The organism is Ralstonia sp. 1B3 (genome assembly GCF_036631435.1).
Window position 1 is genome coordinate 96135 of the sequence record NZ_JAPNUG010000041.1, and the last position, 14662, is coordinate 110796.

The 14662-nt window shown below is 68.0% G+C and carries 12 protein-coding genes and 1 pseudogene; 7 read left to right on the forward strand and 6 right to left on the reverse strand.

The features are described from left to right. Window positions 1–12 precede the first annotated feature (12 nt). The gene (gene mhpT, locus OWR21_RS12340) at window positions 13–1233 is read left to right on the forward strand and encodes a 3-(3-hydroxy-phenyl)propionate transporter MhpT (protein WP_332395399.1); all 1221 of its coding nucleotides are present in this window, start codon (window positions 13–15) and stop codon (window positions 1231–1233) included. 115 nt (window positions 1234–1348) lie between these two features. Then, window positions 1349–2485, forward strand: a complete 1137-nt coding sequence (locus OWR21_RS12345) for a porin (RefSeq protein WP_332395400.1) — start codon at window positions 1349–1351, stop codon at window positions 2483–2485. A 20-nt stretch (window positions 2486–2505) separates the two neighbouring features. Here OWR21_RS12345 and OWR21_RS12350 read toward each other — a convergent pair whose 3' ends face one another. Continuing rightward, on the reverse strand, window positions 2506–3366 hold the full coding sequence (locus OWR21_RS12350; protein ID WP_332395401.1) for an SDR family oxidoreductase: 861 nt from the start codon (window positions 3364–3366) through the stop codon (window positions 2506–2508). A 156-nt stretch (window positions 3367–3522) separates the two neighbouring features. Between OWR21_RS12350 and OWR21_RS12355 the strand changes: the two genes are divergently transcribed. The 5 genes from OWR21_RS12355 to OWR21_RS12375 all read left to right on the forward strand — a co-directional run bounded on the left by OWR21_RS12355 (window position 3523) and on the right by OWR21_RS12375 (window position 8588). After that, entirely contained in the window at window positions 3523–4014 is a 492-nt protein-coding gene (locus OWR21_RS12355) for a DUF421 domain-containing protein (RefSeq protein ID WP_316874802.1), read from the forward strand. Window positions 4015–4322: 308 nt separating this feature from the next. Continuing rightward, window positions 4323–5594: an Nramp family divalent metal transporter gene (locus OWR21_RS12360; RefSeq protein WP_332395402.1), complete on the forward strand. Its 1272-nt coding sequence runs from the start codon at window positions 4323–4325 to the stop codon at window positions 5592–5594. Window positions 5595–5690: 96 nt separating this feature from the next. Next, the gene (locus OWR21_RS12365) at window positions 5691–6962 is read left to right on the forward strand and encodes a zinc-dependent alcohol dehydrogenase (RefSeq protein WP_316890525.1); all 1272 of its coding nucleotides are present in this window, start codon (window positions 5691–5693) and stop codon (window positions 6960–6962) included. Continuing rightward, the gene (locus OWR21_RS12370; protein WP_332395403.1) at window positions 6959–7681 is read left to right on the forward strand and encodes a PIG-L deacetylase family protein; all 723 of its coding nucleotides are present in this window, start codon (window positions 6959–6961) and stop codon (window positions 7679–7681) included. The genes OWR21_RS12365 and OWR21_RS12370 overlap by 4 nt, the downstream gene beginning before the upstream one ends. After that, window positions 7665–8588, forward strand: a complete 924-nt coding sequence (locus tag OWR21_RS12375; RefSeq protein ID WP_332395404.1) for a glycosyltransferase family 2 protein — start codon at window positions 7665–7667, stop codon at window positions 8586–8588. The genes OWR21_RS12370 and OWR21_RS12375 overlap by 17 nt, the downstream gene beginning before the upstream one ends. A 25-nt stretch (window positions 8589–8613) precedes the next feature. Here the strand turns inward: OWR21_RS12375 and OWR21_RS12380 are convergent, their stop codons facing one another. From OWR21_RS12380 to OWR21_RS12400, 5 genes and pseudogenes are all read right to left on the reverse strand, one after another. Beyond that, a complete protein-coding gene (locus OWR21_RS12380; protein WP_332395405.1) occupies window positions 8614–9636 on the reverse strand; it encodes a UDP-glucuronic acid decarboxylase family protein in 1023 nt (340 codons plus the stop codon). Then, entirely contained in the window at window positions 9633–10625 is a 993-nt protein-coding gene (locus OWR21_RS12385) for a glycosyltransferase (protein WP_332395406.1), read from the reverse strand. Before OWR21_RS12385 ends, OWR21_RS12380 begins: the two co-directional genes overlap by 4 nt. After that, window positions 10622–11767, reverse strand: a complete 1146-nt coding sequence (locus tag OWR21_RS12390; protein WP_332395407.1) for a glycosyltransferase family 9 protein — start codon at window positions 11765–11767, stop codon at window positions 10622–10624. Before OWR21_RS12390 ends, OWR21_RS12385 begins: the two co-directional genes overlap by 4 nt. Beyond that, window positions 11764–12814 (reverse strand): annotated as a pseudogene (locus tag OWR21_RS12395) (glycosyltransferase family 2 protein). The gene OWR21_RS12390 and the pseudogene OWR21_RS12395 overlap by 4 nt, the downstream one beginning before the upstream one ends. Next, entirely contained in the window at window positions 12811–14637 is a 1827-nt protein-coding gene (locus OWR21_RS12400) for a carbamoyltransferase family protein (RefSeq protein WP_332395408.1), read from the reverse strand. The pseudogene OWR21_RS12395 and the gene OWR21_RS12400 overlap by 4 nt, the downstream one beginning before the upstream one ends. Window positions 14638–14662 lie beyond the last annotated feature (25 nt).

Genomic DNA, 14662 nt, shown 5'->3' on the forward strand with positions numbered 1-14662 from the left:
GAAGGAGACGCCATGCAAACCACCACCACGACGTTGAGCCGGGAGTCCGTTGGCCCCGGCGTCGCCATGACGCTCGGGCTGTGCTTCATCGTTGCGCTGCTCGAAGGGCTCGATCTGCAATCCATCGGCGTGGCTGCGCCGCGCATGGCGCGCGAGTTCGGCCTGTCGGTCGGGCAGATGGGTTTTGCCTTCAGCGCCGGCACGTTCGGCCTGTTGCCGGGCGCCATGCTGGGCGGCCGCCTGGCTGACCGCATCGGTCGCAAGCGCGTGCTGATCCTGGCGACGGCGCTGTTCGGCATCTTTTCGATCGCCACCGCGCACGTGTGGGATTTCAACAGCCTGCTGATGATTCGCGTGGCCACCGGCATCGGCCTGGGTGCCGCCATGCCCAACCTGATCGCGCTGTGTGCCGAAGCGGTACCCGCACGCCTGCGCAACACCGCCGTGAGCGTCATGTATTGCGGCATCCCGTTTGGCGGTGCCATCGCCGCGGTGGTCGGCATGTTGAGCGCCGGCGATTCCGGCTGGCGCCATATCTTCTACGTGGGCGGCTTCGGCCCGCTCGTCGTGGTGCCGCTGCTGCTGACGCTGCAGGAATCGCGCCGGTTCGACAGCGCACAGCGTGGCGCCATCCAGCCACCGCCCGTGTCATGGGCGCTGTTTGGCGAGCGCCGCACGGCCGCCACGCTGTTCCTCTGGGTCAGCTATTTCTTCACGCTGATCGTGCTGTATTTCCTGCTCAACTGGTTGCCCTCCCTGATGGCCGCACAGGGGCTGAGCCGGCCGCAGGTGGGCATGGTGCAGATCCTGTTCAACATTGGCGGCGGTGCGGGCGCGCTGGGCATTGGCATGTTGATGGATGCGGCGCGCCCGCGCTGGGTGGTGTCGGGCATGTATGTCGGCATCATCGCGGCGCTGTCGTTGCTGGCTGCGGCGGGCGGCATGGCATCGATGTCGGCCGGCGCCTTCATGGCTGGGCTGTTCGTGATCGGCGCGCAGTCGGTGCTGTATGCGCTGGCGGCGGCGTACTACCCGACCGTCGTGCGCGGTACCGGCGTGGGCGCTGCGGTGGCGGTGGGCCGGTTGGGCTCGATCGCCGGGCCGCTGCTGGCCGGTCAACTGCTGGCGATGGGGCAGCACGCCACCACCATCATCGGCGCCAGCATCCCGGTCACCATCATCGCGGCGCTGGCTGCGCTGCTGCTGCTCAAGCGGCCGCGCGTGCAGGACTGACATAGCGGTTGTTCTTTCTCGCGCCGTCGACCCGATGGCGCCTTCCACGCATACCAAACCGCCGGCCTGCCAGACATGGGGGGCGGGACCGGCTCGACCCTAGGAGGGGCCCCACATGCAAACCACCACCTTGCGCACGCACTGTCTCGTGCTGGCCACTGCCACGTGCGCGCTCGCCAGCGGCGCGGCCAATGCGCAGAGCGTCACGCTCTACGGCCTGATCGATACCGGCATCGAATACGTAAGCCATGCCAATACCAACGGCAACGGCCTCACGCGCATCCCGTCGGTCACGGGCACGCTTCCTTCGCGCTGGGGCCTGCGCGGCGCTGAAGACCTGGGCAACGGCATGAAGGCCGTGTTCACGCTGGAAAGCGGTTTCAACACCGACACCGGCACCTCCGGCCAGGGCGGACGCCTGTTCGGCCGGCAGGCGTGGGTTGGGCTCGCAAGCGATTACGGCACCGTCACGCTGGGTCGGCAGTACAGCATGGTGTTTCTGTCGCTGGCCGATGCAGACATCCTCGGCCCCAGCCAGTACGCCATCGGCTCACTCGATGCCTACATTCCAAACGCGCGCACGGACAACACCATCGCCTACAAAGGCACCTTCAGCGGCCTGACGGTGGGCGCCACGTATTCGTTCGGGCGTGACGCGGCGGGCGGTGTGCCGGCCTCCGGCACCTGCGCGGGCGAGGTGGCAGGCAATGCATCGGCGTGCCGTGCCATGTCGGCCATGGTCAAGTACGACGCGGCCACCTTTGGCGTGGCCGGCGCTTATGAAGAACAGCGCGGCGGCACTGGCGCCACCGCATCCTTCTTCAACGGCAGCGCGCCCATTGCGCTGACCGATGCGGGCGACAAAGACCGCCGCATCGTCGCCAACGGCTATGTGAAGCTCGGCAACGCCAAGCTCGGCGTGGGCTGGATCGGTCGCCACGTGCAAGCCGTTGCCGGCGACGTCCGTTCCAACCTCTACTTCGTCAACGGCAGCTATCCGCTCACGGGTGCGCTCACGCTGGATGCGGGCCTCATCCGCCTGATCAACGCCGACCAGAGCCGCAGCGCGACGATGGCCGTGCTGCGCGGCGTCTATGCGCTCTCGAAGCGCACGGCGCTGTATGCGCAGACGGGCTATCTGTGGAACAGCGCCAATGCGCAGTATTCCGTCAGCGGCGGCGGGGGTGGGACCACGCCGGGCAAGGGTGTGAACCAGCTTGGCGCGATAGTGGGGATGCGGACGGCGTTTTGATGCAGCGGGGGGCGGCACCGTCACCCGTTGACGATCTCGCCCCCATTCGGATGCAGCGTCTGCCCCGTCATGTAGCTCGCATCGGCAGACGCGAGAAAGATGTAGCAGGGCGCCACTTCATCCGGCTGGCCCGCCCGGCCCAGCGGCTCGTTGCTGCCGAATTTGGCGACGTGCTCGGCGTCGAAGGTGGACGGGATCAGCGGTGTCCAGATCGGCCCCGGCGCCACGGCATTCACCAGGATGCCCTTCTCGGCCACCTGCTGCGCCAGTGATCGCGTAAACGCGACGATTGCGCCCTTGGTGGCGGCGTAGTCCACCAGGTGGCCGCTGCCCCGAAACGCCGTGACAGAGGTGGTCGTGATGATGCGCGCGCCTTCATGCAGGTGCGGCAGCGCGGCACGGATCAGATAGAACATCGCGAAGACGTTCGTGCGGAACGTGCGCTCGAGCTGCACGGCGTCGATGTCGGCCAGGCTTTGCTGGGGGTGCTGTTCTGCCGCATTGCTCACCACGATGTCGATCTTGCCGAAGGTGGCCACCGCCTGCGTGACCACCGCGCGGGCATGCGCTTCGTCGCCCAGGTCGCCGGCAATGGCTTCGCAGCGGCGGCCAGTCGCGCGGACGAGGCGGCAGGTCTGGTTGGCGTCGTCGTGTTCGTCCAGGTACGCGATCAGCACATCGGCGCCTTCCTTGGCAAAGCCGATGGCGACCGCGCGGCCGATGCCGCTGTCGCCGCCGGTGACGATGGCGACCTTGTCGGCAAGCTTGCCGCTGCCGACGTAATTTTCCATCTCCGCCTGCGGGCGCGGCGTCATGTCGCTCTCGGTGCCGGGCTGGCGGTCCTGGTGCTGCGGTGGTTGCTGCTGTGGCTGCTCGGGCATGGCGGGCTCGCTATGAAAGTGTGGATACACCGGCTTTCAGCACACGGCATGCCATCGCGTTTCAACCCGGCGTGGCGTGCCGTCTGGCGCGCATGCGCGCGGCACGCCGCTTGCTGGCGTGGTGGAAAACACTTCACATCCACCACGGGAGGCGCCATGGACACGCTGCTGTTCCTCTTTGGCGAAGGCAAGGATCTCAATCCGTTGCAAACCGCGATGCGCGCGGTGGTGGTGTTTGCCATTGGGCTGGCGTTGGTGCGCCTGTCGGGCCGCCGCTCGTTCGGGCAGCGTGCACCGTTCGATTTCGTAGTTGCGGTGTTGCTGGGCGCCACGCTGAGCCGCGCGATCGTCGGCGCGTCGCCGTTCGTGGCGACGCTGTCGGCGTCGTTCGTACTGGTGGCGGTGCACCGTCTGCTCGGCTGGGCATGCGTGCGGATGCCCAAGCTCGATCGGCTCATCGCCGGCCGCGAACGCGAGATCTATCGGGAAGGGCGCTTCGACCAAGGCCAGATGGATGCCGCGCTCATCACCGTGGGCGACCTGCATGAAAGCGTGCGCCAGACGCTGGGCTCGCGCACGCTGGACGATGTGGAAGCCGCCATCCTGGAGCGCAACGGACAGGTCAGCCTGATCCGCAAGCGCCGCTGATTCTCCACACCTGCACACGTACACCGGAGCCAACCATGCGAGACAAGCAAGAGAAGGAAAACCGAGACGCCGAACAGCGTCAGGCCGACTGGGAGCAGGCAGAGTCGCACCGCAAGCCGGGCGATCGGCCGGCCAATGCGGAAGCCGGTCGCACCGGCAGCACGGCCCCAAGCCGCAGAGCAAGCACGACACGCTGCGCCGCATGCGGCAGGGTGAGGTGCCGCCGGGCATCACAGGCGACAAGCTGCACGATCCTGGCGACCAGGCACCCGACGCACCGCCCACCGATAACCGCAGCTGAGCCCAGCGTGCCGGCAGCAGACGACACCCCGTGGTACCGCCGGCTGGGGCCCGGCTTCATCACCGGCGCGGCGGACGACGACCCCAGCGGCATCGCCACGTACGCGCAGGCCGGCGCGCAGGTCGGCACGGGCATGCTGTGGACGCTGCTGCTGACGCTGCCGCTGATGATTTCCATCCAGCTCGTCAGTGCGCGCCTGGGGCGCGTGTCCGGCCGCGGCGTGGTGGCCAATATCCGGCAGCACCACTCGCCGTGGCTGGCGTATGCGTTCGTGGCGCTGGTCACCGTTGCCAACATCATCAACGTCGGGGCCGATATCGCGGCCATGGGCGACAGCGTGCGGCTGCTGCTGGGTGGATCAACCGCTTGGTATGCGTGCCTGTTTGCCGTGTTCACGCTCGTGCTGCAAATCTGGATGCCGTATCGCCGCTATGCGCGCTATCTGCAGTGGACTGCGCTGTCGCTGCTGGCATACGTGGCCACGGCATTTGTCGTGAAGGTGGACTGGGCGCATGCGCTGCACGACACCGTGGTCCCGCAGCTGCATTGGTCGAAAGACTATGCAATGACACTCGTCGCAGTGTTCGGCACCACCATCAGCCCGTATCTGTTTGTCTGGCAGGCCGCAGGGGAGGTGGAAGAAACCCGCCTGGCTGAAGACGAAGCGCCGCTCAAGAAGGCGCCGTGGCAGGCGAAGGACCAGTTCGCTCGCATCCGCATCGACACGACGGTCGGGATGGTGGTGTCGGCATTGATTGCCTTCTGCATCATGCTGACGGCCGCTTACGCGCTGCACACGCATGGCGTCACGAAAATCGAAACCTGTGCGCAGGCCGCCGAAGCGCTCAAACCGGTGGCTGGCCGCTTTGCGCAGACGTTGTTTGCCGTGGGCGTGATCGGCACGGGGCTGCTTGCGGTGCCGGTGCTGGCGGGCTCCGCTGCCTATGCCGCCGCGGAGGCCTTCAAGTGGCACAGCAGCCTTGAAGCGAAGGTGCACCGCGCGCCCAAGTTCTACCTGTTCCTCACGCTGGTGATGGCGGCGGCCACGGTGATGGTGTTTCTGCCCATCGAGCCGTTCAAGCTGCTGTATTGGGCCGCGGTGCTCAATGGCGTGGCCGCCACGCCTGTCATGGTGATGCTGCAGCTGATGTCGCGCCGCAAGGCGGTGATGGGGCCGTTCCGCAGTTCTCCGCTGTTGCATGGCACGGCCTGGCTGGCGACGCTGAGCATGTGCGCCAGTACCTTGCTGTTCTTCGTGCTGGCCGCGCGAGGGTCCTGACAGGCCGCCGGGTTGCCACGCAGGCACCGGGGTTGCGTGTCTTGGGCGAAACCGCGCAACAAGTGCGGTGTCCTGTTCACCAACCAGGGGTCAATCATGAAAGCTGTCGTATTTCACGGCATCGGCGACATTCGTCTGGAAGACGTGCCCGAGCCGACACTGCGCGAGCCCACCGACGCCATCGTGCGCCTCACGGCCAGCGCCATCTGCGGGACGGATCTGCACTTCGTACGCGGCACCATGGCCGATGTGAAGGAGGGGCGCATCCTCGGCCACGAAGGTGTAGGCGTGGTGGAAGCACTCGGCGACGACGTGCGTAACTTGTCGGTCGGCGATCGGGTGGTGATTCCGTCCACCATTGCATGCGGCGCGTGCGCATATTGCCGTGCCGGCTATACCGCGCAATGTGATGTGGCGAATCCGCACGGGCATCTGGCCGGCACGTCGTTCTACGGCGGCCCGGAGGAAGCCGGCGGCTTCGACGGCCTGCAGGCCGAAAAGGCGCGTGTACCGTTTGCGCACGTCAACCTCGTCAAGCTGCCCGACGAGGTGTCGGACGACCAGGCCATTCTGCTGTCGGACATTTTTCCCACCGGCTACTTCGGCGCCGATCTGGCCAACATCAAGCCGGGCCATACCGTTGCCGTGTTCGGCGCAGGGCCGGTCGGGCAGTTTGTGATCGCCTCCGCCAAGCTGATGGGCGCTGGGCGCATCTTTGCGGTGGACCACCTGGCGGACCGGCTCGACATGGCGCGCGCCCAAGGCGCCGAGGTGATCGATTTCGAACGTGAAGACCCGGTGCAGGCGTTGCGCCGGCTGACCGGTGGCATTGGCGTGGATTGCGCCATCGATGCCGTGGGCGTGGACGCCCAGCATGCCGACCACGGCCCGGCACGCCCCGACGACAAGACGGCCGAAGCGTTTGCCGCCGAGCGCAAAGCCACAACGCCGCAAGCGCGCGGCACGGGCGCCGTTTCCGACGCCAACGAGAACGCACCGTGGCAAGCCGGCGATGCGCCCTCGCAAGCGCTGCGCTGGGCTGTCGAAGGCCTCGCCAAGGCGGGCACGCTGTCGATCATCGGCGTGTATCCGCCCAACGACACGACGTTCCCGATCGGCATGGCGATGAACAAGAACCTCACCATCCGCATGGGCAACTGCAACCACCGGCGCTATCTGCCCAAGCTGGTCGAACTGGTGCGCACGGGCGCGATCGATCCGGCGACCGTGTTGTCCGTGCGCGAGCCGATGGCGGCGGCGCTCGATGCCTACCGCGCCTTCGACACGCGCGAGCCCGGCTGGATGAAGGTCAAGCTGGACCCCCAAGCCACTGACGGCGCTCGCACGCCCCGCGCCTCACGGGCATGAGCCGGGCGCTGCACGATCGCGTCGCCAGCCTCGGGCCGGTGCTGGTGATCTCGCCGCACTTTGACGACGCGATCTTCTCGTGCGGGGCGTTGCTCGCGGCGCATCACGGCAGCCGCACGGTCACGGTGTTTGGTGGGGCGCCTGAAACTCCAGTCTCAACGACCTGGGACCAGGAGGCGGGCTTTACCGATTCCACCCAGGCAGTGGCCGCGCGCCGGCTGGAAGATGCACAGGCGCACGCGCAGGTCAGCGCCACGGTGCATCACCTCGGTTTTTGCGACAGCCAGTACGGGCAGACGCCCACCGTGGCCGAACTGGAGCGAGCGCTCTACCGGCTGGTGGAAAGGCGCGCGGCAGACGCGGTGTTCGTGCCGCTGGGGCTGTTCCACAGCGACCACGTCCTCGTGCACGAAGCGGCGTTGCTGCTGCTGCGAAAGCTGCCGCAGCGGCTCTGGATCGGCTATGAGGACGCGCTGTACCGGCGTGGGCGCGGCGCCGTGCAGGATCGCATCGTCGCGCTGGCTGCGCAGGACATCGTCGCCACGCCGGTATCGCCTGTCACGGCGGTCGATGGACGCCAGAAGCGCCGCGCCGTGGCCTGCTACGCCAGCCAGTTGCGCGCGTTCGGCCCCGGCGGCGTGGAAGACCTGCACCAGCCCGAACGTTTCTGGCTGCTGGAACCCAAGCAAGGAGAACCCGATCATGCAACCGTTGGATGACGCCCGCAGGGTGCAGGCACCGTGTTCCATCGTCGTGCTGACGTACAACCGCGCAGCCACCGTCCTCGAGACGCTGGGCAAGTTGGTGGCGCTGGAGGAACCGTGGCCGATCGTGGTGGTGGACAACGGCTCCACCGACGGCACCGCCGACCAGATCGCTGCGCGCTTTCCTGACGTCGCCATCGTGCGCGCGCCGCGCAACTACGGCGCGGCCGGTCGCAACTTCGGCGTGGCCAGCATCGATACGCCTTACGTGGCTTTCTGCGATGACGACACCGCGTGGCTGCCAGGCTCCGTGGGACGTGCGGTCGATGTGCTGCAGCGGTATCCGTCGGTGGGCGTGGTGGCGGCGCACGTGGTGGTCGGCCCCACGCGCCGCGACGACACAGCGTGCGAGCCCATGGCCACCAGCACGTTGCCTTCCGATGGACTGCCTGGCCCCGCGCTGCTCGGCTTCATGGCCGGCGCTTGCGTGGCGCGCACGCGTGCCTTTACGGAGGCCGGCGGCTACCGGCGCGACCTGTTTATCGGCGGTGAAGAAAGCGTGCTGGCGCTCGACCTAGTCGACGCGGGCTGGCGCATCGTCTACTGCCGCGAGGTGGTCACGCACCACAACCCATCGCCGGTGCGTGATGTGAAGCAGCGCCGTGCACTGCTGGCGCGCAACGAGATGCTGAGTGCGTGGCTGCGCTTGCCGCTTGACCTGGCCTGGCGCGTCACGGGCCGCGCCATCCGCGCGATGGCCGAACAGGGCGTGCTTGCCGAGGCGTTGCCGGCCGCGCTGGTGCGCCTGCCGCGCGCATTGCTGCGCCGGCATACCGTGCAGCCGACCACCGTGGCGCTGTGGCGGCAGATGGACGCCGACCGCCAGCGCCGCCGCGCCATCCCCACACTGTCGATCGGCTAGCCCGGTGGCCGTGCCGGCCGGAAGCTCAGGCCGGCACGGGCATCGGCGCCAAGAAAAACTGCTGCCGGAAATACTCGACCGTACGCGCCAGCCCCACTTCAAGCGCGGTGCGCGGCTCCCATCCGAGCACCTCGCGGGCCAGCGTGATGTCGGGGCACCGCTGCGTCGGGTCGTCCTGCGGCAGCGGGTGGAAGACGAGTTCCGACGTCGAGCGCGTGCAGGCCACAATCTGCTGCGCGATATCGAGCATGCTCATCTCCACCGGGTTGCCCACGTTCACCGGTCCCGAAAAATCCGGCGGCGTGTTCATCAAGCGCACCAGCGCGTCGATGAGATCGTCCACGTAGCAGAAGGCACGCGTCTGGCGGCCATCGCCGTAGAGCGTGATCGGGTCGCCGGCCAGGGCCTGCATGATGAAGTTGGAGACAACGCGCCCGTCGTTCGGGTGCATGCGCGGGCCGTAGGTGTTGAAGATGCGCGCGACCTTGACGTCCAGGCCATGCTGGCGGCGGTAGTCCATGAACAGGGTCTCGGCGCAGCGCTTGCCTTCGTCGTAGCACGAGCGCACGCCGATCGGGTTGACGTTGCCCCAGTAGCGCTCGGTTTGCGGATGTTCATGCGGGTCGCCGTACACCTCGCTGGTGGAGGCTTGCAGGATGCGCGCGCCCACGCGCTTGGCCAGCCCCAGCATGTTGATCGCACCGTGCACGCTCGTCTTGGTGGTCTGCACCGGGTCGTGCTGGTAATGGATCGGTGAGGCCGGGCAGGCCAGGTTGTAGATATCGTCCACCTCCACATACAGCGGGAAGGTTACGTCGTGGCGCAGCACCTCGAAGCGCGGGTGGCCCAGCAGGTGGGCGATGTTGCGCTTGGTGCCGGTGTAGAAGTTGTCGACGCACAGCACATCGTGCCCGTCGCGCAGCAGGCGGTCGCACAGGTGCGAGCCGAGGAAGCCCGCGCCGCCCGTGACCAGCACGCGGCGCTGGTCGCGCCAGTGGTGGTGCGGCTCGGGATGGCTGGGGTGGTGTGCGTCTCCGTGGTGTCTCATGCCGCCTCCTTCCTGTTCTCCATGACGGTGGCAAACGCGTCCAACCAATCGGCGACGAAGCGGTCGATGCCGAAACGCGTGCGGGCCGTCTCGCGTGCTGCGTCGCCCCAGCGGCGGGCCAGGGCCGGCTCGCGCAGCAGCGTCTGCATGACGCCTGCCAGCGCATCGGGGCTGGTGTCGACGTAGCCGTTGTGGCCGTTGCGAATGACCGTGCTCATCTCCGTGGTGGCCAGGCCGACGATCGGCATGCCGATGGTCATCGCTTCCACCACGGCCAGGCCCAGGCTGGTGTAGCGGATCGGGTTGAAGAAGAAGCGGTAGCGCGCGCAGAAGGTGGGCAGGTCGAGGTTGCCGACTTCGCCGATCCCGCCCGCGGCTTCCGCCCCCATGCCCACCAGATCAAGCGGCACGTGCTGGCGCAGCGACTGGAACACGTCGGCACCCAGCCGCCGCCCGCGCTTGTGCAGATGATTCACGACCACGATGCCGCGCTCCAGCTCGCCGGTGTAGGTGGCCGGCACGGGCAAGTGCACGCCGTGTTCGATCACGCGTGTGGGCGTGATGCCGCTGTCCCACATCAACGCGTTGAACGGCGTCACATGCACCAGCAGCACGTTCGGGTCTTGCACCCAGTGCAGCGTGTTGGTGGGGTGTTCCTGCGGCGGATCGTGTTCGAGATAGATCGTCGGCAGTGCCCGCTGCGCCGGGCTGAGCACCGAGAGGCGATCGTTTTCCCAATGCGCGCGCGATTGGTACAGCACCGCATCGAAGTGCTGCCCGGCAACGGCGTCGAACGGGACTTCGTGCACGTTGTCACCCCAGGGCAGCGCGCCGACCTTGCCCGCGTAACCGGGCGGCACGCGGCCCGAGGCATCGGGCGGCCGCGTCACAAGATAGAAGTCGTGCGGCACCTGCGACAAGTAGTACAGGTAGTTGCCGTGCACGTGCCACGTCAGGATGCGCAGGCGTTGTCGCGTGGGGTGGGTCATGAGGTGGAATTCTCGATCGTGTGCGATGCGGTTCGGGACTCGGCACCCTGGGGCGCGTAAGACGCGCGCAGGTGGACATCGGGGTCGAACAGCGCGGCATACGCGGCGTCCAGCACCTGACGCGCCGTCACATCGCGCGCGCATTCATGCCCGGTCGGGCACGTCCAATGCATGCACGGCCGGCACGGCGGGTGCACGGCCAGCACGCGGTGCAGCGTGCGGTCAGCGGGCGCCCAGCGTTCCACGTCGCTGCCGCAGGCAATGACGAGGCTGGGCGCGCGCACCGCCGCCGCCACGTGCGACACGCCGGTGTCGTTGCAGATGAGCAGGCGCGACAGCCGCAGCAGTGCCGCGAGCCCGCCAAGCGAGGTTTGCCCCACCACCGAGGCCGCACGCTGGCGCATGCGGCTGCGGACTTCTTCGGCGAGGGCCGCCTCCGATGCCGCACCGGTGATCACCACATGAAACCCGCTGACGATGAGCGTGTCGGCCACTGCCGCAAAGCGCTCCGGCCACCAGCGCCGCGTGGGCATGCGCGCGCCCGGGTGCAGGCAGACAAGGCGGTCGCGGTCCAGGGCTTGATGGCGCAGGAGCGCAAGCGCCTCGGCATAGTCTTCGCGCAGGAGCGGAAAGTCCGGTGTGGCCGGCACCGCCGGCGCCCCCAGGTGATTGAGCAACGCCAGCAGGCGTTGCGCCTCGGGCAACTGCGTCGGCCACGGGAGCAGCCCTGCGTTGGCCTGTCGCGCGATCGCCCCGCTGGGCTGAAACCCGAACACATGGTGCGCGCCAAACTGGCGGACCACCTCCGTCGATTGCGGCCCGCTGCCGTGCAGCTGGATGGCGACATCCAGGCAGCGTGCCCGCATGCCGGCATAGAACGCGTGTGTCGCTTCTGCATCGGCCGGCCCGGCTTCCGGAAAGCCGTCGCCGCCCGGAAAGGCGACAAAGTCGTCCAGCAGATCGGCATAGCGCTGTTGGAACTGGCGCGCCCATGGCAGGCCCACCAGCGTGATGTGCGCCTGGGGTGCAGCGGCCCGCAGCGCGCGCAGGGCCGGCACGGCACACAGCATGTCGCCGAGTTGCAAGGCGCGAAAGACGGCGATGCGGCGTGCGCCGCGCAGGAGTTCAGCAGCGGGCGTCATAGGAACCAGACCCGGAAATGCCATGCACCGCGCAGGCGCCAGTACAGCGCCAGGGGCGGAATGGCAATGGATGTCCAAAACATTTCAAGCACATGCCGCGCGGTGTGTGCGGTGCCGCGCAGCCGCATGGCGGTGAAGCGCAGCGTGAGCGCCAGCCAGACCACGGCGGCCGCAGCAGCCACCCACGGCAGATGCGCGGCCAGCGCGGCCACTGCAACCACCACGGCCGCCCCCACGCCGTAGTAATGCCACGGCGGCACCGGCCGGATACGCGTGCGGTAAAGCCGGGGGTGCTTCTTGTAGAGCAGCGCGTCGTAAAACACCTTGCGCTGCTGGGACACGCTCACGCCCCAGGGCGCTGGCCGCACGGTGGTGCATCAAGGCGCGCGGCGCCTGCACGATGCGCCCGCCTGCATCGAGAATGCGGAACTGCAGATCGGAATCCTCCCGCCACGCCAGCCGGAAGCGCTCGTCAAAGCCGCCGACGCGCTCCAGCATCGCGCGCCGCACGAAGCAATTGGCGGTGACGAATTCTGCGCGAGTGAGGCCGCTGGCGTCGCGCTCGTAGTCCGTCGGACGCTCGGGCAACGGCATGCGGACTGCACCGGTGGCGGCGTCGGGCGGGCCGCCGTTCTCAGCACCGGCAACGCCCTCGGCCGTGGTCATGATGCGCCAGCCTTCCGCCAGCCACGTGGGCGCCGGAATGGTGTCGTCGTCGGTGAAGGCGATGATGTCGCCGGTGGCGGCGCGCCAGCCGCGGTTGCGTGCGGCGGCGGGGCCTTGCGTTTCGCGCACCGGCACGTACTGCACGCGCCAGCCGGGGGCCGCAGCGGCAAAGCCGTCCACGACCGCGCGGGTGGCGTCGTCCGGGCCGTCGTCTGCCACGACCAGTTCCAGGCGGTGCGCGTCGAACGTCTGCGCCCGCAACCCGTCCAGGCAGCGTTGCAGCATCTGCGGCCGTCGCCATGTGGCAATCACGACGGACATGGCGGGCGCCCCTTGCACGGGGGCCACCGACGACACGTCAAACGGCATCGGATGGTTCATGCGACCCCCGCCAGGCCTGGGACGCGCCGCAGCCCATCAACGTTGCGCACGGCACCGTCTTCCTGGGTTTGCGACTGCTCCGGACGGTTGGCCGTCTTGCGCAGCAGGAACGGCCCGATCACCAGCGCATCGAGCGGCGATGTCCAGAACGATTCCACCGCATCGCGCGGGCTGCACACCATGGGCTCGCCGCGCGTGTTGAACGACGTGTTGACCAGGATCGGCACACCGGTGCGACGCTCGAACGCCGCCAGCAGGTCGTAATACAGCGGATGCTGGCGGCGGTTGACGGTCTGCACGCGCGCGGTGCCGTCGACGTGGCGCACGGCCGGGATCTGCGTGGCGCGGTCTTCCCGCACGTCGAAGATGAACAGCATGAACGGCGCGACCTGTGCACCGACAAACCAGTCGGCGGCGCGCTCTTCCATCACCACCGGGGCGACGGGGCGGAAGTCCTCGCGGTCCTTGATCTCGTTCAGCCGCGCCTGCATGTCGGCGGGGATGGGCGAAGCGAGGATGGACCGCGCACCGAGCGCGCGCGGGCCGAACTCCATGCGGCCCTGGAACCAGCCGATCACCTGGCCCTGCGCCAGCAGCTCGGCGGTCTGCTCGGCAATGTTGTCCAGACGCTCGAACGGCAGCTTCGACCACGTCAGGAACTGCTCGATCTCTTCATCGGCATACGACGGGCCGAGATAGGCGTGGTCCATCTTCCACAGGCGTTGCTTGTTGCCGCGCGCCTGGTAATCCGTCCACAGCGCGGCGCCAAGCGACGTGCCGGCATCGCCGGCCGCTGGCTGCACCCAGACGTTTTCGAACGGGCCGCGATCGCGGATGCGCGCGTTCATCACGCAGTTGAGCGCCACGCCGCCGGCCATGGCCAGGTTGCGCGCGCCGGTGGCCTGGTGCAGCCACTGGCTCATTGTCAGCACCGTCTCTTCCAGCACCTGCTGGAGCGAACGGGCGATGTCAAAGTGGCGCGGTTCCATCGGGCCGCCACGCTGGCGCGGCGGGCCAAAGCGCTCTTCCAGCCGCAGCGGTGTCACGGTGTAGCGGCCGTCTGGGTCAACGCGCACCATCTCGTGGAATGCGTCGACATAGCGCGGCTCTCCGTATGACGCCAGCGCCATCACCTTGTATTCGTCGGACGAACGCAGAAAACCCAGGTAGTCCGTCACCTCTTCGTAGAGCAGGCCGAGGGAGTGGGGCAGGTCCACCTGCTGCAGGCGCGTGTATTCGCCGTTGCGGAAGAGGCCGTAGGACGTGGTCGCACGCTCGCCGCGTCCGTCCATCGTGAGCACGGCACAGTCGTCGAAGGGCGCCGCCAGGAATGCACTGGCCTCGTGCGCCAGGTGGTGCTCCACAAACGACCAGCGGAACGGCCCGGTGTGCTTCACGTTGGCGAAGCGCGCCCGCAGATGATGCGGCGCGCCGTCGGCCAGCTGGCGCGGGGCGTTCAGCACGTACGACAGAAACAATGGGTCCCACGGCGCGGCGCCGGGCGGCAGATCCAGCTGCGCCGACGGCTGCAGCGGCAGCGCGATATGGGTCTGCGCCTGCAGGTCGGTCAGCAGGGCCGGGTCGAGGGAGTAGGCGACGTGGTCCACGCGTGCCAGGTCGATACCGGCTTCGGCCAGGCAGTAATCGATGGCGTGATACGGCAACTGCCAGGTGGAAAACGGCACTGGCCGCTTGGCGTGCTTGACGTGCGTGAAGCGTTCGTCTTCAGCGGCGGCAATCACCACACCGTCACGCACCAGCGTGGCGGAGGAGTCGTGATACGCCGCGTTGATGCCGAGGGTGTAGAGCGGTTTGGCTTCCATGCGGGGGCTCCGTCAATCGGTTCAG